The sequence below is a fragment of the Ruegeria intermedia genome (genome assembly GCF_900129345.1).
GTDB classification, from domain to species: Bacteria; Pseudomonadota; Alphaproteobacteria; order Rhodobacterales; family Rhodobacteraceae; genus Ruegeria; species Ruegeria intermedia.
This window is the reverse complement of the sequence record NZ_FQVK01000019.1, coordinates 1-24,151: the sequence shown is the minus strand read 5'-3', so window position 1 is coordinate 24,151 and position 24,151 is coordinate 1. Positions and strand designations below refer to the sequence as shown.

Annotated in this window: 18 protein-coding genes and 1 pseudogene; 10 read left to right on the top strand and 9 right to left on the bottom strand. The window is 64.7% G+C overall.

What is annotated here, in order from left to right; all coding sequences use genetic code 11:
* The first annotated feature begins 40 nt into the window (after positions 1–40).
* From F3H26_RS13530 to F3H26_RS13515, 4 genes are read left to right on the top strand one after another with little or no spacing between them, the layout of a single operon-like run.
* The gene (locus F3H26_RS13530; RefSeq protein WP_149776563.1) at positions 41–925 is read left to right on the top strand and encodes a DUF2163 domain-containing protein; all 885 of its coding nucleotides are present in this window, start codon (positions 41–43) and stop codon (positions 923–925) included.
* Positions 922–1,356: an NlpC/P60 family protein gene (locus tag F3H26_RS13525; protein WP_149776562.1), complete on the top strand. Its 435-nt coding sequence runs from the start codon at positions 922–924 to the stop codon at positions 1,354–1,356. Before F3H26_RS13530 ends, F3H26_RS13525 begins: the two co-directional genes overlap by 4 nt.
* Before the next feature lie 9 nt (positions 1,357–1,365).
* Complete coding sequence (locus tag F3H26_RS13520; protein WP_149776561.1) at positions 1,366–5,331, top strand: baseplate multidomain protein megatron; 3,966 nt, start codon at positions 1,366–1,368, stop codon at positions 5,329–5,331.
* 7 nt (positions 5,332–5,338) lie between these two features.
* A complete protein-coding gene (locus F3H26_RS13515; protein WP_149776560.1) occupies positions 5,339–6,415 on the top strand; it encodes a DUF2793 domain-containing protein in 1,077 nt (358 codons plus the stop codon).
* Between the two features lie 195 nt (positions 6,416–6,610).
* Here F3H26_RS13515 and F3H26_RS13510 read toward each other — a convergent pair whose 3' ends face one another.
* The 8 genes and pseudogenes from F3H26_RS13510 to F3H26_RS13475 all read right to left on the bottom strand — a co-directional run bounded on the left by F3H26_RS13510 (position 6,611) and on the right by F3H26_RS13475 (position 15,546).
* Positions 6,611–7,837, bottom strand: a complete 1,227-nt coding sequence (locus tag F3H26_RS13510) for an IS256 family transposase (RefSeq protein ID WP_149776559.1) — start codon at positions 7,835–7,837, stop codon at positions 6,611–6,613.
* Positions 7,838–7,937: 100 nt separating this feature from the next.
* Positions 7,938–9,047, bottom strand: a pseudogene (gene istA / locus F3H26_RS13505) (IS21 family transposase); the annotation flags it as partial.
* Positions 9,048–9,103: 56 nt separating this feature from the next.
* The gene (locus F3H26_RS13500; protein WP_188127773.1) at positions 9,104–9,367 is read right to left on the bottom strand and encodes a hypothetical protein; all 264 of its coding nucleotides are present in this window, start codon (positions 9,365–9,367) and stop codon (positions 9,104–9,106) included.
* Between the two features lie 416 nt (positions 9,368–9,783).
* Positions 9,784–10,836: an ornithine cyclodeaminase gene (locus F3H26_RS13495; protein ID WP_149776558.1), complete on the bottom strand. Its 1,053-nt coding sequence runs from the start codon at positions 10,834–10,836 to the stop codon at positions 9,784–9,786.
* A gap of 31 nt (positions 10,837–10,867) precedes the next feature.
* Positions 10,868–11,761, bottom strand: a complete 894-nt coding sequence (locus F3H26_RS13490; protein WP_223162507.1) for a branched-chain amino acid ABC transporter permease — start codon at positions 11,759–11,761, stop codon at positions 10,868–10,870.
* A gap of 10 nt (positions 11,762–11,771) precedes the next feature.
* Positions 11,772–12,497: an ABC transporter ATP-binding protein gene (locus F3H26_RS13485; RefSeq protein ID WP_149776557.1), complete on the bottom strand. Its 726-nt coding sequence runs from the start codon at positions 12,495–12,497 to the stop codon at positions 11,772–11,774.
* A gap of 68 nt (positions 12,498–12,565) precedes the next feature.
* Entirely contained in the window at positions 12,566–13,720 is a 1,155-nt protein-coding gene (locus tag F3H26_RS13480) for an ABC transporter substrate-binding protein (protein ID WP_149776556.1), read from the bottom strand.
* 32 nt (positions 13,721–13,752) lie between these two features.
* Positions 13,753–15,546: a branched-chain amino acid ABC transporter ATP-binding protein/permease gene (locus F3H26_RS13475; RefSeq protein ID WP_149776555.1), complete on the bottom strand. Its 1,794-nt coding sequence runs from the start codon at positions 15,544–15,546 to the stop codon at positions 13,753–13,755.
* 42 nt (positions 15,547–15,588) lie between these two features.
* Between F3H26_RS13475 and F3H26_RS13470 the strand changes: the two genes are divergently transcribed.
* From F3H26_RS13470 to F3H26_RS13450, 5 genes are read left to right on the top strand one after another with little or no spacing between them, the layout of a single operon-like run.
* A complete protein-coding gene (locus F3H26_RS13470; RefSeq protein WP_223162506.1) occupies positions 15,589–16,614 on the top strand; it encodes a MurR/RpiR family transcriptional regulator in 1,026 nt (341 codons plus the stop codon).
* Position 16,615: 1 nt separating this feature from the next.
* Positions 16,616–17,278 carry a cysteine hydrolase family protein gene (locus F3H26_RS13465; RefSeq protein WP_149776554.1) on the top strand — a complete coding sequence of 221 codons (663 nt, stop codon included), beginning with the start codon at positions 16,616–16,618 and terminating at the stop codon, positions 17,276–17,278.
* Between the two features lie 7 nt (positions 17,279–17,285).
* A complete protein-coding gene (locus F3H26_RS13460) occupies positions 17,286–18,602 on the top strand; it encodes a type I glutamate--ammonia ligase (RefSeq protein ID WP_149776553.1) in 1,317 nt (438 codons plus the stop codon).
* A gap of 32 nt (positions 18,603–18,634) precedes the next feature.
* On the top strand, positions 18,635–19,387 hold the full coding sequence (locus tag F3H26_RS13455) for an N-formylglutamate amidohydrolase (RefSeq protein ID WP_223162504.1): 753 nt from the start codon (positions 18,635–18,637) through the stop codon (positions 19,385–19,387).
* On the top strand, positions 19,384–20,685 hold the full coding sequence (locus F3H26_RS13450; RefSeq protein ID WP_149776551.1) for an aspartate aminotransferase family protein: 1,302 nt from the start codon (positions 19,384–19,386) through the stop codon (positions 20,683–20,685). The genes F3H26_RS13455 and F3H26_RS13450 overlap by 4 nt, the downstream gene beginning before the upstream one ends.
* Before the next feature lie 204 nt (positions 20,686–20,889).
* Here F3H26_RS13450 and F3H26_RS13445 read toward each other — a convergent pair whose 3' ends face one another.
* Positions 20,890–22,044, bottom strand: a complete 1,155-nt coding sequence (locus F3H26_RS13445; RefSeq protein ID WP_149776608.1) for a tyrosine-type recombinase/integrase — start codon at positions 22,042–22,044, stop codon at positions 20,890–20,892.
* A 218-nt stretch (positions 22,045–22,262) separates the two neighbouring features.
* Here F3H26_RS13445 and F3H26_RS13440 point away from each other — a divergent pair, with 218 nt between their 5' ends.
* Positions 22,263–23,702, top strand: a complete 1,440-nt coding sequence (locus tag F3H26_RS13440) for a DUF6880 family protein (protein WP_188127772.1) — start codon at positions 22,263–22,265, stop codon at positions 23,700–23,702.
* The last annotated feature ends 449 nt before the right edge of the window (positions 23,703–24,151 follow it).

Here is a 24,151-nt window from a genome sequence, read left to right as displayed (position 1 = left end):
GGATCGCCGATCTTGACGACCGCATGACGGGAACCTGCCGATGAAGACCCTCGCTCCCGCCCTGCAGGCCCATCTCGACGAGGGCACGACCACGCTCGCCTGGTGCTGGCGGATCAGTCGCGCCGACGGCGTCACCCTCGGCTTCACCGACCACGACAGGACGCTGAGCTTCGACGGCACGGAGTTCGAGCCCGAGAGCGGGCTCACGGCGTCCGAGGTCCGTTCCGGCTCGGACCTCTCGGTCGATGCTCAGGATGCCGAGGGCGTGCTGACCTCCGACCGGATTACCGAGACCGACATCCTCGATGGCCGCTGGGACAACGCGGAGGTGGAGGTCTGGCGCGTGAACTGGGCGGACACCAGCCATCGCGTGCTGATGCGGCGCGGCGCCATCGGACAGATCCGGCGCGGGCGGCTTGCCTTCGTCGCCGAGGTCCGCTCGCTCGCTCATATCCTCGGCCAGACGGTCGGGCGGACGTTTCAGGCGACCTGCGACGCCGCGCTTGGGGATGCGCGCTGCGGCGTCGATCTCGAGGACCCGGCCTTCAAGGGCACGGGCGCCGTCATCGATCTCCTGCGCGACCGGGCCTTCACCGCCTCCGGGCTTGGCGGGTTCGCCTCCGGCTGGTTCACCTTCGGGACGGTCGAATGGACCAGCGGCGCGAATGCGGGGCGCAAAGCCGAGGTGTTGGGCCATGACGTCACGGACGGCATCGCCGTGCTGACCCTGCTCGAAGCGCCGGTGCGGTCTATCGCCGAAAGCGACGCCTTCATCATCCGCGCGGGCTGCGACAAGCGCATGGAGACCTGCGGGGCGAAGTTCGCCAACACGGCCAACTTCCGCGGCTTCCCGCACATCCCGGGCCAGGACACGATCCTGCGCTACGCCACCAAGGATGGCGGGCATGATGGGGGCGTGCTGTGACGCCGGCCGATAATGGCAGGGTGATCGTGGCGGCGCGCGCGTGGCTGGGAACGCCCTACCACGATCAGGCGAGCCTCAAGGGGGTGGGCTGCGATTGCCTCGGGCTCGCCCGCGGCGTCTGGCGCGAGGTCGTCGGCCCCGAGCCGTTCCCGATCCCGGCCTACAGTCGCGACTGGGGCGAGACCGGCCCGCGCGAGGTGCTGGCCGAGGGCGCACGCCGGATGATGATCGAGGTGCCGCCTGCCAAGGCCGGGCCCGGCGCGCTCGTCCTCTTCCGGATGAAGCCGCGCGCCATCGCAAAGCATGTCGGGATCCTGACCGGCCCCGACAGCTTCCTCCACGCCTATGAGCGGCTCGGCGTGATCGAGGAACCGCTCACCCAAGCCTGGCGGCGGCGCATCGCCTTCGCCTTCCTGTTCCCGCAACGCTGAGACCCCGACATGGCCACCCTCATTCTCGGCGCTGCCGGTGCCGCCATCGGCGGTTCGATTGGCGGTGCGATCCTCGGCGTCAGCGCCGCGACCATCGGCGGCTTCATCGGCTCCACCATCGGCTCTGTCGTCGACAGCTGGATCATCTCGTCGCTGGCGCCGACGCAGCGCATCGAGGGCGCGCGGCTCGACACGCTGCGCATCACGTCGGCCACCGAGGGCGCGGTCATCCCGCGGCTCTATGGGCGCATGCGGATGGGCGGCAACATCATCTGGGCGACCGATTTCCGCGAGGAGACGATGACCACCACGCAGGGCGGCGGCAAGGGTGGCGGGGGCGGCAAGGTCAAGACCACCGAGTATCTCTACTACGCCAGTTTCGCCGTGGCCTTGTGCGAGGGCCCGATCACCGGCATCGGCCGCATCTGGGCCGACGGCAAGCCGATGGACCTCTCCGGGGTCACCTGGCGCTGGTATCCCGGCGACGAGGCGCAGACGGCGGACCCGTTCATCGCGGCCAGGATGGGCGCGGCCAGCACGCCCGCATATCGCGGCACCGCCTATGTGGTCTTCGAGGAACTGGCGCTCTCGACCTATGGCAACCGCCTGCCGCAGCTGTCCTTCGAGGTGTTCCGGCCGCTGGCTGACCCCGACACCGCCGAGGGGCTGACCCGCGCTGTCACCATGATCCCGGCCTCGGGCGAGTTCACCTATGCGACGCAGGCGATCCGCAAGACCGATGGCGGCGCGACGGTGCCCGAGAACCTGAATGCGCTGGCCGACTCCACCGACATGGTCGAGGCGCTGGACCGGCTGCAGGCGATGGCCCCGGCTGTGACAAGCGTCAGCCTCGTCGTGGCCTGGTTCGGCGACGATCTGCGTGCGGGATCCTGCAAGGTGCGGCCCGGCGTCGAGGTGTCCGCCAAGTCGACCACGCCCACCAGCTGGTCGGTCAATGGCGTCAGCCGCGCCAATGCCTTCCTCGTCAGCCGCGACGACGAGGACCGCCCGGTCTATGGTGGGACGCCGTCCGACTTCGCGGTGGTGCAGGCGATCCAGGAGATGAAGGCGCGCGGGCTTCGCGTGACTTTCTATCCGTTCATCCTGATGGACGTGCCGCCCGGCAACGCGCTGCCGAACCCGTATTCCGACAATGCTGCCGAGACCGGCCAGCCCGCATTCCCCTGGCGGGGGCGGATCACCTGTTCCCCCGCAGCGGGTTATGTGGGATCGGTCGACAAGACCGCCGCCGGCGCGGCACAGGTTTCGGCGCTTTTCGGTACGGCGACGCCAGCGAATTTCAGCGTCTCGGGCCAATCGGTCGTCTGGACCGGCCCATCGGGCGATTGGGGCCTGCGGCGGATGGTGCTGCACTATGCCCATCTCTGCGCCGCCGCAGGCGGTGTGGACGCCTTCCTGATCGGCTCGGAAATGCCGGGGCTCACCACCATCCGCTCGGGCGTATCCACCTATCCGGCCGTGCAGGCCTATCGGGATCTGGCAGCTGATGTCCGGTCCATTCTGGGCACTGGAACGAAGATTGGCTACGCTGCCGACTGGTCGGAATATTTCGGGCACCAGCCGAGCGATGGCAGCGGCGACGTGTTCTTTCACCTCGATCCGCTCTGGGCCGATCCGGAGATCGATTTTGTCGGGATCGACAACTACATGCCGCTGTCGGACTGGCGGGACGGGTTCGACCATCTCGACGCCGCCGATAGCTGGCCCGCGATCTACGATCGGGCGTATCTGCAGGCGAACATCGCGGGTGGCGAAGGCTTCGACTGGTTCTACGCCAGCGCCGCCGATCGGTCGGCTCAGGTGCGAACGCCGATCACCGATGGTGCAGCGGGAAAGCCGTGGGTCTTCCGCTACAAGGATCTGCGCGCCTGGTGGTCGAACCAGCATTACGACCGCCCGGGCGGGGTGGAGAGCGCGACGCCGACGGCATGGGTCCCGCAGTCGAAGCCGATCCGGTTCACCGAACTCGGCTGCCCCGCCATCGACCGGGGCACCAACCAGCCGAACGTGTTCTTCGATCCGAAGTCCTCCGAAAGCTTCACGCCGTATTTCTCGCGGGGCTGGCGGGACGACGCCATCCAGCGCGCCTATCTCGAGGCGACCTACCTGTTCTGGGGCGATGCGGCGAACAACCCGGTTTCGTCGGTCTACGGCGGTCGGATGGTGCACGTCCCTGAATGCGCCGCCTGGACCTGGGACGCGCGGCCGTATCCGTTTTTCCCCGAACTGACCGATGTCTGGACCGATGGCCCCAACTGGCGCCTCGGCCATTGGCTGACCGGCCGCCTCGGGTCGGTGTCGCTGGTCGCGCTAGTCCGGCACCTCTGCCTGCGCGCCGGGTTGCCCGAGGGTCGCATCGACGTCACGGGCCTCTGGGGAGCGGTCGAGGGCTACGCCATCACGGCGCTGGAAAGCCCGCGCGCCTCGATCACCACGCTGTCGCGGCATTTCGGCTTCGACGCGGTCGAGACCGAGGGGGTGATCCGTTTCGTCATGCGCGGCCGGGCCTCCGTCGCGACCCTCGCGCCCGACGATCTCGTGGCCGCTCGCGAAGGCGACGTGCTGGAGCTGACGCGCGGCCAGGAAACCGAACTGCCGCAGGCGCTGAAGTGGCAGATCGCGCGGGCCGATGAGGATTACGACGCGGCCCTCGTCGAGGCCCGGCGCATCACGGTGGACACGACGCGCATCGCGTCCGAGTCCTTCCCGATGGCCGTGCCGCCCGAGGAGGCCGAACGCCGCTGCCGCCGCGCCCTGATGGAGGCGTGGGTGGGGCGCGAGACCGCGGCGTTTCGTCTGCCGCCCTCGCGCCTCGCGCTTGACCCGGCCGATGCGATCCGGCTCGCGCATGACGGGAGGCTGATCGATCTGCGGCTCGTCTCCATCGCCGACGCCGAGGCGCGTGGCGTCGAAGCGGTGCGCCAGGACCGGGCGACCTACGATCTGCCGCCCGGCGATCCCCGCGCGGCGTCGCTGACGCGCGCCGTGGTGTTCGGCGCGCCGGATGCGGTGCTGATGGACCTGCCGCAGCTGACTGAGGACCAGCCCGCGCATCGACCGCTGGTCGCCGCGCACGCGGTTCCCTGGCCGGGTGAGATGGCGGTGTTCCGCAGCCCCTCGACCGATGGCTTCGAGCTGCTGACCACGTTCGGCGCGCGCGCCCGGATCGGCACGCTGATCTCGGACTTCTACGCCGGGCCGACGTCGCGCTTCGATCTCGGCAATGCGCTGGTGGTCGACTTGCTGACCGGCACGCTCGAAAGTGTCACCGACTTGACCCTGTTCGGCGGCGCCAACGCGCTGGCCATCGAGAGCGCGCCCGGAGTCTGGGAGATCGTGCAGGCAGGCGCGGCCGAACTGATCGCTCCCGGCCGGTATCGTCTCACCCGGCTCCTCCGCGGCCAGCGCGGCACCGAGGGTGCAATGGGCAATCCGGCGCCCGCCGGCGCGCGGGTCATGGTGCTCGACGACAGCCTCGCATCGCTGCCCATCGCCGAGGCTGATCTCGGCATCCCGTGGAACTGGCGCATCGGCCCGGCGAGCCGCCCCGTCAGCGACGAGACCTATGTCGCGCAGGCCTTTACGCCCGAGGGCGTCGGGCTGCGGCCGTTTTCGGTCGTCCATGTCGAGCAGCCGTGGCGCAAGGCGCGCAGTCCCGGCGACCTCACCATTCGCTGGACGCGCCGATCCCGCGCACTCGCGGCCGACAGCTGGGGCGGGCTCGAGGTGCCGCTGGCCGAGGAAATGGAAGCCTACGAGGTCGAGATCCTCGACGGCACGACCGTAAAGCGGGTGCTGAGCACCGCAACCACCAGCGTGGTCTACACCGCCGCACAGCAGACCGCCGACTGGGGCGCGCCGCTCGGCCCCGGCGATAGCCTCGACATCCGCATCTACCAGCTCTCCGCCCTCGTCGGGCGGGGCGCGCCCAAGACCGTCACACTGACCTTGTGAGGACCCCATGTCCGACGCCACGACCCATCTCCTGCTGCCCTACATCCTGGCGGCGCAGGCCCAGAAGCACGTCACCCACAACGAGGCGCTGCGGATCCTCGACGGGCTCGTGCAGCTCTCCGTCCTCGACCGCGACCTGGCCACGCCGCCCGCAAGCCCCGCCGACGGCGACCGCTACATCGTCGCCTCGGGTGCGAGTGGCGACTGGGCCGGCTGGGACCTGAACGTCGCGCTCTGGACGGACGGCGCGTGGCTGCGGCTTCCGCCGCGGATCGGCTGGCGGGCTTGGGTCGAGGACGAAGGTTTGTTGCTTGTCCACGATGGCGCCGGTTGGGTCGGCACGACCCCGGACGCGCTGCAGAACATGGCGCTGCTGGGGCTCGGCACGACCGCGGATGCGTCGAACCCGTTCTCGGCCAAGCTGAACGCCGCGCTTTGGACGGCTAGACCCAAGGCCGAGGGCGGCACCGGCAATCTGTTCTACACGATGAACAAGGAGGCGGCCGGTGACGACCTCGGCCTCTCGCTGCAGACAGGTTTCACGACCAAGGCGCTACTCGGTCTTTTTGGCTCAGACGGCTTTCGCCTCGCTGTCTCGACCGATGGCAGCACCTTCTTCGACGGTTTCATTGTCGACAACACGAGCGGGATCGTCGATCAGCCTCGGCTGCCGCGCTTCAAGGCGTATACGAACTACGACAATTATGTCGCTGTCGACACCTGGACGAAGATCGGCATCAACAACACCGACTATAACGATCAGGGCGCATTCGATGCCGGCAACAATCGCTTCGTCGCACCGGTTGCCGGCACCTACCTCTTCGGCGCCACGCTGCTCTACAAGGTCAATTCCAGCACCACGGCGCGGATGCGCGGACGACTCGTGCTGAACGGCTCGACCGAGATCCGAGGATCGTTCGGCGAGATATCCGGGGCGCACACCTCCGAGGCGACGGCGCTCTGGCTGCAGACCATGGCGTCACTCGCCCAAGGCGACACTGTTGAGCTGCAGGGCACCTTTCGGGCGGCAGATGGATATTTCGCCGCCGACCATACGTCCTTCTGGGGCGTGAAGGTGGGGTGAGCGGCGGTGGGAGATGTCGAAGCCCCCCCGATCCGACCAGGGGTTCGCCTTAGCCGAGACCCGATCCGCCATCCTGCCGCTCGTACCCTAGGGTCTGGACTCATTGAGTTTCAAAGGTAGTGGATCGGGGGTCGTGTCGCGAATGTGGTGGAAATTGCCGAGCAGCGGGCTCCGGGCATGTAACGATGGCTCCAGTCAGGCCGCGAGGTCAAGGGACATTGGCTCGAGAGGCTGGGACAGAGTTTCCCAGCCATCGACCTTTCGCATCTGGATCTGACCGGAAGCCAGCAGCGCCCAGAGCAGCATCGGCACGGTTTCGGCGCAGGGCAGCACGGTCTGGGTCTTGATGCGGCGGCGGAACTCCTCGTTCAGACGCTCGATGGCATTGGTGGTCCTTGCCGACTTCCATTGCGACGGGTCGAGGCGGGTGAAGCTGAAGAGCCGGTCGCCCGCTTCTTCAAGGCTGTCGGCCACGGCCCGGCACTTCAGCTTCCATTTGCGGAGGAAGGCCTTGCGGCGCGTCTCGATCTCGGCGGCGCTGTCGGCGTAGATCATGTCGCGGTAATCTTCGCTCAGCTCGTCATGCAGGCGCTTGGGCGCGTGGCCAAGCAGGTTGCGGTGCTTGTGAACCGTGCAGCGCTGAATGGCCAGTTCCTCGCCCCAGAGTGCCACAAGCGCAGCTTCAAGGCCGGGGGCGCCGTCAACGATCACGAACTCGGGCCGCCTCAGGCCCCGCGCGTCCAGATCGGCGAGGAATTGGCTCCAGGCAGCCGTGCTTTCGCCGCCCATGTTCCTGATTGAGAGGAGCACCTTTTGTCCGTCGCGCCGAACACCGATCGCCGCCAGCACCGAGATGTTGGTGGCCTTGCGGTCCAGCCGGGTCTTTATGACGGTGCCGTCGAGGATGAGCCGCACGATATCCTCCTCGGCCAGGTCGCGGGTGGACCAGGCGTCCCAATCGACCTTCACCTTGCGCCAGGCCCGGCTGACCACGTCCTTGCTCACCGCCCCCTCGAACAGTCCGAACAGCGCCCGCTTGACCCGGCGCGTGTTGGTGCCGGCCAGGTAGACCGCCGCGATCAGGGCCTCGGCCTTCTTTGTCAGCCGCCTGTAGCGGGGCAGTGCCTTCGAGCGCCATTCGGTGATCTTGCCGGCTTCGTTCTCGATCCGGGCACGAGGAACCCGCACCGTCTCAGTGCCGAATGTGCCGGTCAGCTGCCGATCGCGATGCCCGTGGCGGTAGCCCTTGGCCCGCTCGTTGCCGCGGCCGTAACGAAGCCGACCAAGAAAGTCGGCCAGTTCCTCTTCGAACATGGCCTCAATGGTGGCCCGGACATTCGCCCGCAGGCGGTCCTCGATCGGATCATACCCGCCTGCGTCGGGCAGTAGCGAAAAGGACGAGCTGTCGGTAATCTGCTTCATGGCGTGATCTCCCTGGCGGTTGCAGCCGCCGGCTGGGTGGGTGTCAGTTCACCCGGAGATTACGCCGCCATCCAATTTCTACCACTTCCGAGACACGACCGATCGGGTTGAAGATGAGTTCATCGCGATCCCAGCACCGGGGATGGCGGGCAATGACTTCGCCCCGACAGCCAATCACCACGTCATGGACATAAGCCCGGATCCAGACATCCTGATGGGCAAAGGCGACCGGCACCGAGTAGTCATTGGTCTTGTAGCGCACGAGCGATTGCGACGAGACGCGGCCGGTGTCCTGATCGCAGGCGTCAAAGGGTGAAGCAGGCAAGGATCGCATCTCTGCCAGATCGCGCTGCAGCCGCTCGCCGATCGTTTCGCCCTCACCGCGCAGGACATCCTGCTGGCGCTTGCGGCATTGCTCCTCCAGCCAGAGGTTGAACGCCTCCCAGGTCGCGAACTCGGGGAGCGGCACCATGAAGTTGCGGCGGCAATAGCCCACCAGGCCCTCGACATTCCCCTTGTCGTTGCCTTTGCCGGGGCGGCCATAGCGATCCCGGATCAGGTAATGGGATAGAAACCCGCTGAACAGGGCGGCCCGCTTGCGGGTGCCATCGGGCAGGATCTTCGCCACCAGGCACCGGTCGTTGTCATGGACAATCGACTGGGGGACCGCCCCAAAGAAGGCAAAGGCGTGGATATGGCCGTCCACCCAGGCCTCGGCCACAGCCGCCGGACAGGCGCGGACGTAACAGGCGTCGCTGTGCGGCAGATCCAGAACAAGGAAGTGGGCCTTCTGCTCGACACCGCCGATCCTGACCATCGCCTCGCCGAAGTCAGCCTGCGCATGGCCCGGGGGATGCGCCAGCGGCACGAACACTTCCTGGCCCCGCCGTTCCCGCTCCCGAATGTAGTCCTTGATGATCGTGTAGCCGCCGGTGAACCCGCATTCGTCACGCAGCCGGTCGAACACCCGCTTCGCGGTGTGCCGCTGCTTCCGCGGCATGGAGCGATCCGCCTCAAGCCAGCCCTCAATGATCGGGATAAAGGGATCAAGCTTCGGCCGCCTGACCTCGGCCGTCCGCCGGTAGCCCGGTGGCACCGAGAACGTCATCATCTTCGCAACCGTATCACGGGAGATGTTGAAGGCCTTCGCCGCCTGACGCTGGCTCATGCCTGCCGCGCAGGCCTGGCGAACCCTGAGATATAGTTCCACGCTGAAAATCCTCGCGCCCTCCCTGCTGTCGCAGAAAGGGAAAGGGTGGACGACTTTTACGCCGCCCGCAGCAGCTCCATGCCGCCGCTTCCGTGGCCTAATTTCTCACCGCCGTTCTCACGCCGGAAAAGCGGCATCAACTCCATTGGCGACAAGGTAACCTTGCCTGCGATGACCTCGTCGCCACAGCGGACTGCGGTAATGCCGGTCAGGATTCGGAACCTGCCTGCATCGGCCCACCCCGCGATATCTGCGATGTTGCACCCCCAGCGCGCTGAGGTTTCGTGAAGGGTCAGATAAACGCGGGCGGGTAAAGCCATGTCTACAACATCCTCAAATGAACCGAGGATGATCTGTGCTCAAACCGCCTGCAGCCCGCGCCACGACGGCGCGGGGTAAGTGACCGGACACAACGACATAAGAGACGCTGTCGCGCCTTCAGCCGCCGAAACTGCTTTTCCGATAGACCTGTTTTGCTTTTGGTTGAGGACTGCTCTCCCCACTCGCACAACCTGCACGGGCGCTCGATTCGGAGCAAGAGGGTGAAGAAAATGTAACTGTGGATAAGCGAAGCGGCCAGCGCGAGACGGTCGAACTGTTTGGTTTGGCAAGCGAACGGCGGTTGAGGGTTTCCGTCGATCTGTGCGGCAAGCGGTCCTTGACCACAAGGCAATAGGTTTTCGTGAGGGAGATAGAGCGGACACTCGAAGGCTGAACGTGCCGATTGGTGGTGCGGTCAGGCAACTCCTGCGCGCAGAAGCATTCCGAACAGATCGCGCGGGTCGTCCGGGTCGGCCAACAGATCAAGATCTTCGCATCGCGGGTGATCCTGCAGCAATTCCTGCACATAGCGAAGTGCGCTGAAATCCTCTGTGGCGAACCCGACGCTGTCAAACAGGGTAATCTCCTTGTCCGAGGTCCGCCCCTTGGCAGTGCCGTTCACCACCTGCCAGAACTCGGTGACCGGATGATCGGCAGGAAGCTGCTGGATCTCACCCTCGATCCGGGTCTGCGGGGAGTATTCGACAAAGATGCGCGCCCGGGTGAGGATATCGCGGTGCAGCTCGGTCTTGCCCGGACAGTCGCCGCCCACCGCGTTGATATGCACGCCCTCGCCAACCATGTTATCGGTCAGGATCATGGCATTGGTCTTGTCCGCTGTGACCGTGGTGATGATGTCCGCCCCTAGGACAGCCTCTGGCGCACTGTTGCAGGCGGTCACCTTCAGGCCACGGCCCGCAAGGTTTGCCGCACAACGCCGAGTAGCCGAGGGGTCGATGTCGTAAAGCCGGACCTCGTCGATCCCGCAGATCGCTTTGAAGGCCAACGCCTGGAACTCCGACTGGGCGCCGTTGCCGATCAGCGCCATCACCGTCGCCCCAGTAGACTTCAGATATTGCGCCACCAACGCCGAGGTAGAGGCAGTGCGAAGCGCTGTCAGGATGGTCATTTCCGTCATCAGTACGGGATAGCCGGTCGCCACATCGGACAGGACGCCGAAGGCGGTGACGGTCTGTAGCCCAATCTTGGTATTCTTCGGATGACCGTTCACATATTTGAACCCATAGGCTATGCCGTCAGAGGTCGGCATCAGCTCGATCACCCCGTCGCGGGAATGCGCAGCGACGCGGGGGGTCTTGTCAAACAACGGCCAGCGCCGAAAGTCCTCGGCGATGAAGAGCGACAGTTCGGTCAGGAACCGTTCCACTCCGATGTCGCGAACAAGGTTCATCATGTTCTCGACGCTGACGAAGGGCACCGTGTTCCGCGCACGGGTCTGGACGTTCATGGGCGTTCCTTTGGACAAGGTGATAGGCTGATTAAAGCTTGACCAGCGTCTTGCGCGCCAGGAGGCCCTGAGGTCGGAACAGCAGGACCGCGATCACAAGAAGGATGGCGAAGGCATCGCGGTAAGGCAGCAGGCTGTCGGGCAGGTAAGCTTGCAGTATCACCTCGATGAACCCCAGAAGGAAGCCTCCGGCAACCGCTCCTGACAGGCTGCCCAGCCCGCCGATGATCGCGGCGATGAAGGCTTTCAGTACCGGCAGCGCCCCCATCAGCGGATCGACGCTGCCGCGCTGCGCCACCCAGAGAAGGCCCGCCACCCCTGCGAGGAGGCCCGAGATCGCAAAGGCGGTGGCCACGACGAAATTGGCGCGTATCCCCATCAGGCGCAGCACCGCGAAATCCTCTGAAGCGGCGCGCATTGCCCTGCCCGCCATCGTGCGGTGCAGAAACAGGTTAAGCCCGAGAAGCATGACCAGTGTCACGACGATCGAGATCAGCTGGATCATGCCCAGATGCAGCGGTCCGATGGTCACAACGCCTGACATCGAAGAGGGAATGGAAACCGGGATCGGGCGGGCCGATATGATGTTCTGGAACAGAACGCGCAGGATGGCGCTGACGGCAAAGCTGGTCAGCAGCAGGGTTGTGCCGGATGCCCCTCGCACCGGGCGAAAGGCGATGCGCTCCATCAAGAGGGCCGCAGCTATAGCGACCACCAGTCCGGCAATAACGGCCAAGGGGAAAGGCAAGCCCCAGATCAGCGCGAAGCAGATCGCATAGCCGGTGACTGTCATCAACTCGCCATGCGCGAAGTTGATCAGGCCGATGATCGAGAACACCACCGCCAGCCCGAGCGCCAGAAGCGCGTAAGTCCCACCGAGGCTGAGGGCGTTGAGAAGTTGCTGCAAGAAGATGTCCATGCTCATGTCCGTGGCCTTATGCGCCGAGGTAGGCGTCTTGGATTTCCGGGGAAGCACGCAGGTCGGCTGCGCTGCCCTGCAGCTCAACCCGGCCATTGGCCAGCACATAGCCGCGATCTGCGATTTCGAGCGATTGCACCACGTTCTGTTCGACCAGAAGGATGGTCAGCCCACGATCGCGCAGATTGCCGATCAGATCAAAGATTCGGTCAACGACCTGCGGTGCAAGGCCAAGCGAGGGTTCGTCCAGAAGCAAGAGATCCGGTGAGGACATAAGTGCACGCGCGATGGCCAGCATCTGCTGTTCACCCCCCGAAAGGGAGCCCGCCTTCTGGTGCAGCCGTTCGGCCAGAATGGGAAAAAGCTCCAGCATGTTGGTCTTCACTGCAGCAGGGTTGCCGCGGGCGGCATGCTTGGCGCCACCCAGCATCAGGTTTTCGTCCACCGTCAGCGAGGAAAACACCCGGCGACCTTCGGGAACCAGAGTCATTCCGCGCCGGACAATGGTTTCGGGCGGTAAGGCCAGAAGGTCGGTGCCGTCGAACAGCATCCGTCTTGCCTTGCGCGGCGCAAGCCCCACCAGCGCGTTCAGGGTCGAGCTTTTGCCCGCCCCGTTGGCGCCCAGAAGGGTGACGATCTCGCCCCGTTTCACCGTCAGGTCGATGCCGCGCACCGCCTCGACCGCGCCATAGCTGACAGTCAGGCCTTCGATCGACAGAAGGATTTCATCCGAAGTTGTCATGGGCATCCTGCGGGGCTGACGGGTTTGGAAATGGCCCGGGCTGAGCCCGGGCCGTGCGATGAACAGGCTCAGGGGGCCGGGATGTCAGCCGGATCGGGCTGACCCTGAGCGACCAGTTCCCGATCGCCCGCCTTGATCCGCACCAGAGAAACCGAGCGCAGCGGCATGCCGATGGTGCCTTTGTAGGTGATTGGCCCTGTCACACCCTGAAGGTTTTCAAGATTGGCGATGCCGTCGCGGATGGCGGCCGGATCGACGCTGTCGGCGGCGGTGACGGCGGCCTCGATGATATTACCTAGGTCATAGCCGTTGGCGATGTAGATGGTATCCGGGGCCGCACCAGTCTTTTCCGTCCACTTGGCATTGAACGCTTCCAGCGGGCTGCCGGCGGTGGCGTGGCCTGCGGTCGAGAACACGACGCCCTCGACCAGATCGCCCAGCCCGAAGGTTGTCGGGCTGTCGATCCCGTCTGATCCAAGGATCGGCGTCATGACGCCCGCGCCGCGCAGCTGGCGGACAAAGGCGGGGAAATCGGGCTCATAGGCCGAGGTCATGATGACATCAGGCTTGGGGTCCATTGCGGCGATCTTGGTCACCTCGGCGCTGAAATCCTGCTGACCCATCGAAAAGGTGCCCTCGCCCAGCACGGTGCCGCCCTTGGCGGTGAATGCCTCGCCGAAATACTGCGGCAGTTTCAGGGTATAGGCGCTGTCAGGCGAGGTCAGGATATAGGCGGTCTTGTAGCCGCTTTCGATGGCATGGGCGGCCAGCATCGCGGCCTGCACGTTGTCGGCGGGATAGTTCGAGAACATGAAGTCGCCCACCGCTAGCGGCAGCGTCGGCGTGGTGGCGCAGAAGGAAATCGCCGGGATGCCGGCACCTTGGGTGATCATGCCGGCCGCGATCGACGGGTCGGCGTCGCAAGGCGTGATGATGAGTTGCGCTCCGGCATCCACCAGTTCTTGCGCCACAAGTGCGGTCTGGGCCGAGTCCGACCGGGTGTCCTTGATGATGGTCTTGATCGGAAACTTCCCGGCAATGCCGCCTGCGGCATTGATCTCGTCGATCTTCATTTGCAGGCCGGCAAGGTTCGGCTGGTCATAGGGGGCAAGGCCGCCGGTCTGCGCGGTCGCAAGGCCGATGACCAGATCCTCGGCCATCGCCGGCACCGATGCCAGCAGCGCGAAGGCGCCAGAGATCAGCAAGAGTTTGTTCTTTTTCATGTTCGGTCTTCCTCTGTTGGTGGGCGTAAGAGTCATGCGGCAGCACGGCGCTTGCCGATGTAGGCTTCGATCACCGCGGGATTGGCGCGGATCTCCTCCGGCGTTCCTTCGGCGATCATCTGGCCCTTGTTGAGCACGACGATGCGGTCGCAAAGCCGCATGATCAGTTTCAGGTCATGCTCAACCACCAGAAGCCCAATCCGATGAGCAGCTTGGATCTGGCGCAACACAGAGATCAGCGCATCGGTCTCGGCCGGGTTCATGCCGGCGGCGGGCTCGTCCAGAAGCAGGAACGATGGGCGCAGGGCAAGGGCGCGCGCGATTTCCAGCCGACGTTGCGCGCCATAGGGCAAAGAGGTGGCGGGCCGGCTGGCTAGATCCTGCATGCCCACGACAGCCAGCGCCGCCATGGCCGCGGCGCGGCTGTCCTCACCCGGGCCAGCAACGGCATCGGCGGCGACGATGACATTTTCCAAGACCGTAAGGTTGCGGAACAGGCGGATGTTCTGGAAGGTGCGGCCCAGACCGCGCGTGGGAACCTCATGCACCGGCACAAGCGCGGTATCGGTGCCGTTCAGCAGCACACGGCCGGAACTAGGGGGGACGACGCCAGAGATCGCATTGATGAGTGTGGATTTGCCCGCACCGTTCGGGCCGATCAGCCCGGTAACAAGACCGGGGCGCACGGCGAAGCTGACATCATCCAGCGCAACAAGCCCGGCAAAGCGGCACCCGACGCCTTCGATAGCCAGCGAAACGTTATCGGAGGCACCCGATTGCGCGGGAGGCGTTGCTTTGACGACAGGTTCCGGGAACAGACGCTCATCCACTTCGCGAAGGCCAAACAAGCCGTCACGCAGGCGATACATCACGGCAAGGATGACGAGGCCGACACCGATGTCGGTCAGCCCGAAGACCTGGGGCAGTTGAAGGCCAAAGACTTCGGCCCCACCTTCCAGACGGCGCAGTAGATCCACCATCACCACGATCAAGGCCGTGCCTCCAACCGCCCCCGATACCGTGGAAATGCCGCCAAGGATCAGCATAGCCATCAGAAGGAAGGTCAGGTTGAAATGGAAATCCTTGGGCGAGAAGGCGCCAAGGAAATGCGCCAGAAGCACACCCGCCGCGCCGGAAACCAGGCCGCCCAGCACCCAAGCCAGGAACCGCTGGCGCACCACGTTCACCCCGCTGGCCCGCGCGGCGATCTCGTCCTCACGCGCGGCGCGCAGGGATAGTCCGCCTCTGGTGTCACGATAGATCCGTGCGACCGCCACCGCGATCAGCGCCACCGGAAGCGCGGTAAGGGTCGATACACCGCGCGGGACGCCGAAGAAGGTCTGGGTGCCGCGGGTTATGTCGGCCGACGCAACCAGCGTGACATGGATGATGACCAGAAATCCCAAGGTGGCGATTGAAGCCGCTGCTCCACCCAGCCTCGAAAGAGGCAGGCCGAAAAGGGCTGCGACAACGCCGACAACCAGCAGGGCACCCAACATACCCACCAGCAGCGGCTGCCCCCCGGCAATTCCGGCCAGCCATACCGGCAAATCGGGCAGGCTTGTGGACATCACTGCAGGCTGGATGGTGAGCAGCGACGCGCCGTAGGCTCCTACTGCCATGAAACCGGCGTGACCGAACGAGATGATCCCGGAATTGCCGCTGTAGATCTGCATGCCGACCACGGCGGTCACATAAATCAAATACAGGGTTGCCAGCCGCGCCAACGCCGCCGGCAAGAAAAACTCGGCAACGAAGGCAAGCGCGATCAGCGGCAGGGCCAGCGTGATCGTGCCCTTGACAGCCTGTATCCCAATTCGCGGCATCATCCCTCCCAAACACGGCGACAGCCCGGTGCTGCACAAAGTATGGTGCACCCATGGTCATCATGTCAATATCATTCCATAAACATCAAAACGATTGACGTTTGTATCGTATGTTACATAGTGAGCAACAAAGGGTGCGACCGTGCAAGGGAAGAAACTATGGCGATCCGCGACCGCTTGACCGATGGCAGCGTTCAGTTGACCCCGTCAGAGCTGAAGGTTGCCCGAGCCTTGCTTGCGGACTATCCGGCGGCAGGCCTGAATACTGTGGCGCAGCTGGCGGCGCTGGCCGGGGTGTCCGGGCCGACGGTTGTGCGTTTCGTTTCGCGACTTGGTTTTGACGGATTTCCCCATTTCCAGAAAGCTTTGCTGTCAGAGGTCCAGGCGCGGATGAACTCTCCGCTTGCCATGATCGACGCAGGCAAAGCCGCCGCGGTGCCCCAGGAACAGATCTATCGGGAAGTGATCCGGTCCTATGTCGTCATGCTGCAAGCGACCTCGGGCATGGTGCCGGCGGCAGATTTTGACACCGCCGCACGGCTGGTCACTGACCCTGCCCTGCGGCTGCATTTCATCGGCGGGCGGTTCTCAGGCTATCTGGCGGGGATGCTGTGGCAGCACCTGCGCCAACTGCGCGGCGATTGTCAGATGGTCAACGGCAATGGGCCAGACAGGGTTGATTCGCTGATCGACATCGGGCGGCGTGACCTGATAATTGCCTTTGACTATCGTCGCTACCAGGTCGACACGATCCAGTTTGTCACCGCCGCGGCCGAGCGCGGTGCGCAGGTGATCCTCTTCACCGACCCCTGGGCCTCGCCCTTGGCGACCCATGCAAAAGTTGTGCTGGCCGCCCCGGTTGAAGGGCTCTCACCCTTTGACACCATGGTTCCCGCCCTTGCGCAGGTCGAGGCGCTGATTGCCGCCGTCACCATGCGGCTGTCGGCCACCTCTCGCGCGCGCATCGCCGAGATCGAGGCGCTGCGCAGTCTGTCAGGCATCACCGACGACCAACCTGTCGATAACCCCATGAAAATGCCGCGCCAGGCGGACCAAGCCGGAGAGTGAGATGAGCGACCTGATTTCCATCGAATATGGCGGCCACACCATCCGCCGGGACAGCGCCTACGCCAAGGGCGCCTGCACCTTTCTGCTGGTGGACATGCAGCGCATCTGGGTTGAGCCGATGATGGACCCGACCCATCCGATGCCCGCCGACAGCTATTTCATGCAGTGCGTGCATGAAGTGGTCATCCCCAATCAGGTGAAGATCCTGAATGCCTTCCGCAAGGCGGGGGAAAACGTCTGCCACACCATCATCGAAAGCCTGACCGCCGACGGCCGGGACCGCTCGCTCGATCACAAGCTGTCGAACATGCATGTGCCGAGGGGCGCACCCGAGGGCGCCATCATCGCACCCCTGACGCCGACAGAAAACGAGCCGGTGCTGCCGAAAACATCGTCGGGTCTCTTCAATTCGACCAACGCCGATTATGTGCTGCGCAACCTGAATACCCGCTTTCTGGTCATCGCCGGGATCGTTACCGACCAGTGCGTTGACATGGCTGTGCGTGATGCGGCAGACCGGGGCTATCTGGTGACGGTGGTCAGGGATGCCTGCGCCACCTACACGCCCGAACGGCATGAGGCTGCCTTGCGCGCCTATGGTGGCTACTGCTGGATCACCGATACCGAAACCGTTCTGGCCCGCCTTGCGGCCCTTGGTGCATGAGGGGATCATGATCAAAGCCGAAGAACTGGTGACCTTTGTCACCACCGACATCGCCGCCATCACCCGGGGCCGGTCGGTCGCTGCCGCCAACCTGCCGGATGCATTGTCCAAGGGTGTGGGATGGGTGCCGGCAAACCTGTCGCTGACCCCGTTCGATGAGATTGCCAGTCCCAACCCCTTTGGATCCTCGGGCGATCTGCGGCTGATGCCTGATCCCGAGGCAGGGGTGCGTATCGAGGGCTTGGGCGGGCGGACCCCGCTGCACTTCTACCATTCAAACATCACCAATCTTGACGGCACCCCGTGGGAAGGCTGTGTTCGTTCCATGCTTAAGGCGGCGGTGGCCGATCTGGAGGCGCTGGGCCTGCGCGTGGTCGCGGCCTTTGAGCAGGAGTTTCAAATACTGGGTGCCAGCTGGCCCCTGGCACCGTCCTTCGCGCTGTCCGCTCAGCGGCGGGCCGATCCGTTCGGGCCGATGCTTATGGCAGCACTTGGCGCAGCGGGCTGCGCGCCGGAATGTTTCCTGCCCGAGTATGGCCGCGACCAGTTCGAAATCGTCTGCGGTCCCGCTGGTGCAGTTCAGGCTGCGGACCGCGCCGTGACGATCCGCGAAGTCACCCGGGAACTGGCTGCCACGATGGGCTGGCGGGCCAGCTTCTGCCCCAAGACCGACCCGAACGGCGTGGGCAACGGCGTTCATATCCATCTGTCGCTGACCGACCTGCAAGGCAATCCGGTCACGTTCGATGCCGCACGGCCGGGGCGGCTGTCGGCGCAGGCCGGAGCCTTTGCCGCCGGGATCGTGCGCCACATGGCGGCGCTGACGGCACTCGCAGCGCCAAGTGCCGTCTCATATCAGCGCCTGAAGCCGCACCATTGGTCGGCCTCATGGAACACGCTGGGTGAAAAGGACCGCGAGGCGACCCTGCGAATCTGCCCGACCTCGGAACGGCCAGGGCATGACCCTTCGCGCGCCTTCAATATGGAGTTCCGCGCCGCTGATGCCACCGCCAGCCCGCATCTGGCGCTGGCCATGCTGATCCGCGCCGGGATCGAGGGCTTGAAGGCCGGCCTGAGCACTCCGCCGATCGTGAAGGGCGACCCGGAAGAGATGTCGGCCGATGAACGCGCCCGCCTTGGCATCCGTCGCCTTCCGACCAGCCTGCACGAGGCACTGGCCGCTCTGGAGGCCGACACGGTGGTTTGCGGATGGATGTCGCCCACGTTTCTTGATTGCTGGAAGGGGATGCGCCTGAAAGAACTGGAGATCGTCGACGGACTGGATGACGCAGCACTTTGCCGCCGCTATGCCGGGGTCTACTGATGCTGAACCGAGCCTCGACAGCCCCCGCACCCATGCTGGATCTTGATGAGCCGCCACCCTATGGCGTCATCAACCCGGACGGCGCATCGGATCTGCTCCTGTTGTGCGAACATGCCTTGCCGCGCATTCCCCGGCGGCTGGCGCATCTGGGCCTGCCGAAATCGGAACGGCTGCGCCATATCGGCTGGGACATCGGCGCACTGTCACTGGCACGCGACCTGTCGGCACGGCTCGACGCGCCGCTTTTTCACACTGGCTATTCGCGGCTGGTGGTGGATTGCAACCGCCCGCTCGACAACCCGTCACTGATACCGGAAACCAGCGAAACCACCGCCATTCCGGGGAATCGCGACCTTGGTGCCAGCGAACGGGCTGAGAGACTGAAGACCTTCTTCCACCCGTTTCACTCTGCCATCAGCCGCCGACTTGACCTGCGCACTGCCGCAAGCAAACAGACCTTTGTCGTCGGCATCCACAGCTATACGCCGGTCTATAAGGGGGTAGCGCGGCCTTGGCATGCGGGAATCCTCTATGCCGGAGCGACTGAATTTGCCGGCCGGATGATGCGCGCGCTTGCACAGGAAGAGGGGCTGGTGATCGGCGACAACGAGCCATACCGGATCGACCATGACGACTATACCGTGCCGGTGCATGGTGACGCTCGTGGACTGCCGGGCTTGCTGATCGAGGTGCGGCACGACCTGATTTCCAACGCGCAGGGCGTTGCCGAATGGGCCGTGCGGCTGGAGCGATGCCTACGGCTGTCGATGGAAGCCGGAAGATGAGCGGCCTTTACGCCCGCGATGCGGTCTCGGTCGCGGGATTGCAGAAGCTGCGGTTCTTTCCCCAGGCGGTGGTTGGCGGCAAGGGCGCGGTGCTGCGCGCAGATGACGGGCGCGCGTTGATCGACCTGTCGGCGACCTGGGGCGCGGCGAGCCTTGGCTATGGCCACCCCGCGCTGGTGGCAGCGGTCAGCGCCGCCGTTGCCGATCCGGCAGGGGCCTCGGTCCTGTCTGCGGCAAATTCCCAGGCCACCGCGCTGGCGGAACGACTCATCGCGCTGTTTCCATCGGAACAGCCGCAAAGGGTCTGGCTTGGTCATTCCGGGTCAGATGCCAATGAAACGGCTATTCGCGCCGTGCGCCGTGCCACCGGGCGGCAAGGGATTATTGGCTTTGCTGGTGCCTATCACGGCTGCACCCTCGGCACGATGGCGGTTTCGGGCCATCCGACGCTGGCCTCTGACAAGGCGGCGGGCCTGATCCAGCTACCCTATCCTGGCGCCGATCCCCATGGCCCCGACGCCGGCGGTATCCTTGCCCTGCTGGAACGCAATCTGGCCGAGGCCGGGCCAGACACAATCGCGGCCTGCATCTTCGAGCCGATCCTGTCGGATGGCGGGCTTGTCGTTCCGCCGACGGGCTTTCTGGCCGGGCTGGATGCGTTGTGCCGCCAGCATGGCATCCTGACGATCTGCGACGAGGTGAAGGTTGGGCTGGGGCGCACGGGTCGCATGCACGCCTTCGAGCATGAGGGCTTCCGGCCCGATATTCTTGTTCTAGGCAAGGGGTTGGGCGGAGGATTGCCGCTTTCTGCTGTGATCGGGCCGCAATGGGTGATGGATTGCGCAACCTCCTTTGCGATGCAGACATTGCACGGCAACCCGGTCTGCGCCGCGGCGGGTCTCGCGGTGCTGGACACCATCGTCGCCGAGTCCCTACCCGAAGAAGCCGCTCGCAAGGGCGAAACCCTGATGGCAGGTCTGAATGATCTTGCGCTGCGCCATCCTTGCATCCGTGCGATACGCGGGCGCGGCCTCGCGATCGGTGTTGAAATACGGGGTGCGGAAACAACACTGCTCAGTGACGCCGCTGCCACCGCTGGCCTAATGTTCCGCGCTCACGAGCGAGGCCTTGTGGTCTATTGCGTCGGCCCTTCCTCCAACGTGCTCGAACTGACCCCACCCCTGACCATTACAGACCATGACATCGGGCAGGCTTTATCCCTGCTGGATGATGTCATTCTGGACTTGGAGGCGGGTCGTATCGACGAGACGGCACCTGCCGAGTTTACCGGCTGGTGACGCATACCGGTTTTGGTCGCTCCACTATTGACGTGTCTACTTTGGCGCGTCATTGGCACAGCAATCGGGAGGGCTGATCGGCCGCTTTGGGCCGAAAGCGACTATGTGCACGTTCAAACTCCTTCCCGACCCTCGCTGAAAACCGATGTTGCCATGAACAGGGCCGGCTGGCGAGGGTTCATTCGATCTTAGGAGGCCAAGCAATTATCCCAAGGATTGCCTGAGGTTCTGCGCCACTGCATCGGCAGCCATCCGCACCGGCTCGGCAGCGAGGTGCGCGTAGCGAGCCGTCGTCTGAACCTGCGTGTGGCCAAGGAGCTTGCCGATCATCGGCAGGCCCTGACCCGATGCGACGGCCGTGGACGCGAAGGTGTGGCGCAGGTCGTGGATGCGGACGTCCTTGACGCCGGCGCGCGCGCGGACGCGCTGCCAGAATGGCTGCAGATCGCTCAGGCGTTTGCCCGGCAGGGTGCCGAAGATGACCCATGCGTTCCCGTCGATGCGCTGGGCGTCGCGGAGCAGATCGACAGCAGGTTGGCCCAAATGGACGACCTTGGCGCCGGATTTGGAGTCCGGCAGGCGCAAGACGCGCTCGGCCAGATCGACGTATGACCATTTCAGCGTCATGATCTCGTTCAGGCGGCATCCGGTCAGGATCAGCAGGCGCGCGGCGAGGATGGCCGAGGGCAGTTCCACCCCTTCCGCTTCCATTTCGCGCAGCACCTCGCCGATCCGGCGCAGTTCGGCGGCGCTGAGGAAGCGTTCGCGCTTCTCCTCTGGGTACTTCCGGATGTGCTTTCGCGGATTGGTGCCGTCCGGACGCAGGCCCCACATCTCGGCGAGGCTGAACATCTTCGAGATCACCTCGAGACAACGGTTCGCCTGATAGGGGATGTGGCGCAGGTCGTGATGGAATTTCGCGACGTCCGCGCGGGTGATTCCGGTGACCGTAAGCTGCCCAAGCGCGGGCAGGATGAAGCGCCGCAGGTTGCGCCGGTATTCCTTCGCCGTGCTGGCCTTCAGGCGCACCGAGATGTGTTCCCGGTCGAACCTCTCCGCCAGTTCCTTCACCGTGATAGCCTTGCGTCCCGCGTCGCGGGCGGCGGCGGGGTCCTCGCCATTGCGCGCGGCGGCGATGATGGCGATGGCGCGGTTGCGCGCCTGCTCGCAGGTCAGCACGGTGCTGGGCCCGAGGCTGATCCTCCGGGATCGGCGTCCGGCGCGGTATTGCACGACATAGCCTTTCCGCCCGCTTGGCAGCACCCGAAGTCCGAAGCCGGGGATGTCGCTGTCCCAGACGAAGTATTCGGCGGCTTGGGTCTCGGCGGCGTCGATGATGCGCTTTGTGAGTCTGGGCATGGGAGATCGGCTTCCGGGTTGTCTGGCTTCCACAGTGTGCAATGCGCATGGATAGTCAACGAACACATTGATATTGCGTGTAAAAAGGAAAATCAGCGTAGTCTCACGCAGGGCGTGAATCGCAGCCGTGGGCGAAAACTCTGGTCGCCGCGAATCAGAACGCAGGTTCCGGTCGCCCAGTCGCGCTGCTAAGGTCCACGAAAAGAAACGGAATCCACATGGCGTCGAAATCCACCCTCAATGCAAAGAACCTGGAGGCGCTCGGCACTGAGCGTCTGGCGCAGCTGCTGATCGAGATCAGCACAGGCGATGCCGCTGCCAAGCGCAAGCTGCGGCTGGCGCTCGCCGGAGCTGAGGGACCGAGGGAGGCGGCGCGGGAGATCACCAAGCGGCTGACCAGCATTGCAAAGGCGCGGACCTTCGTGAACTGGCAGAACCGCAAGCCGCTGGTGAAGGATCTTCAGACTCAGCGCAGCGCGATAATGGAACAGATTGCCCCGCATGATCCTGGTGAGGCGCTGGCGCTCCTGTGGCGGTTCATGGGACTGGCCACGCCCGTGTTCGAACGGTGCGACGACAGCAGCGGCACGGTCATCGACATCTTCCACCAGGCCTGCGCCGATCTGGGCGAGGTGGCCAAGGCGGCTGATGCCGCGCCCGAGGCACTGGCCCGGCAGGTTCTCGATGCGCTGCAGGACAACGGCTTTGGTCAGTATGACGGTTTGATCGCGATCATCGCCCCGGCGCTGGGCCCCGACGGCGTCGCTCATCTGAAGGCGCTGGTCGAAGACCTCGGCCGAACGCCGGTGCCGGTGCCGCCAAAGAGTGAGTGGCAAGCCGTCGGCTGGGGCAGCGGCGGCACGCGCTATGACCACGAGATGGAGGAACGCGCGCGGCAGAGCACGGTCGAAATGGCGCTGAAGGACATCGCCGACGTGCAGGGCGATGTGGATGGCTTCATAGCGCAATATGACCCGAAGACCCGCAAGGTGCCGAAGATCGCGGCCGAGATCGCGCAGCGCCTGCTGGCGGCTGGCAGGGCAGGGGACGCGCTTGGCTTCATCGAGCGGGCGGAAGTGGACAATGCGCGCTGGATCCCGCCCGAGTGGCAGGACGCCCGGTTGGCTGTACTGGAGGCGCTTGACCGGAAGGATGAGGCGCAGGCGTTCCGCTGGGCATGTTTCGAGCGCGACCTGTCGGGAGAGCACCTGCGGGCCTATCTAAAGCGGCTACCGGACTTCGAAGACATCGAGGCCGAGGAGCGCGCGATGGCGCATGCCGCTGCCCATCCCGACCTGCTGACCGCCCTGGCCTTCTTTCTGAACTGGCCATCGCTTGGACACGCCGCGCGCCTGCTGGTCGACAGGCAGGACGAGGTCGACGGCGATCACTACGAATTCCTCGCCCCGGCGGCCGAGACATTGGCCGAGAAGCATCCGCTGGCCGCGACGGTGGCGCTGAGGGCGATGATCGATTTCACGCTGACCGAGGGGAGGCAGAAGCGCTATGGCTATGCTGCCCAGCACTTGGCAACCTGTGCCGACCTGGCCGGACGGATCGAGGACTTCGGACTGGTCGAGCCGCACCCTGCCTATGCCGCGCGCCTGAAGGCCGAGCATGGCAAGAAGACCGGCTTCTGGTCGCGGATGGACGGATGATGGACGTGCTACCGGAAAATCATTCCGCGACCCAGTGGAAGCATGGTGGAAGCACGAGGGGAAAAACCGCTGCGCAATCCTGACAATCCGCGCGCAGTTTGTGCTTGTGGGCCTATCTCGCAATTGGCAAGATATGCGAAAGAAAGCGCGATTCGTCGCGCTTCATCGTGTTTCGTTTGACACGACTCATAACCTGAAGGTCAGAGGTTCAAATCCTCTCCCCGCAACCAAACTTCCCAACAAGATACAACCGCTTAAGAGCCCCCGAACGGGAGGCCTTTCGCGCTCCGAGCCCGTGTCAACGAATGCCGCCGAGTCGCATCGCACTCTCCGCTTGATTGTCTGAAGTCAGCATGTCAATCGGCATTCAAAACTGACCCTGTATCGGCATCCAATTTTGACCCCCTTTGGTGGTTAGCAGGCCCGACGCTGCGTAGTCTCCAATTAAC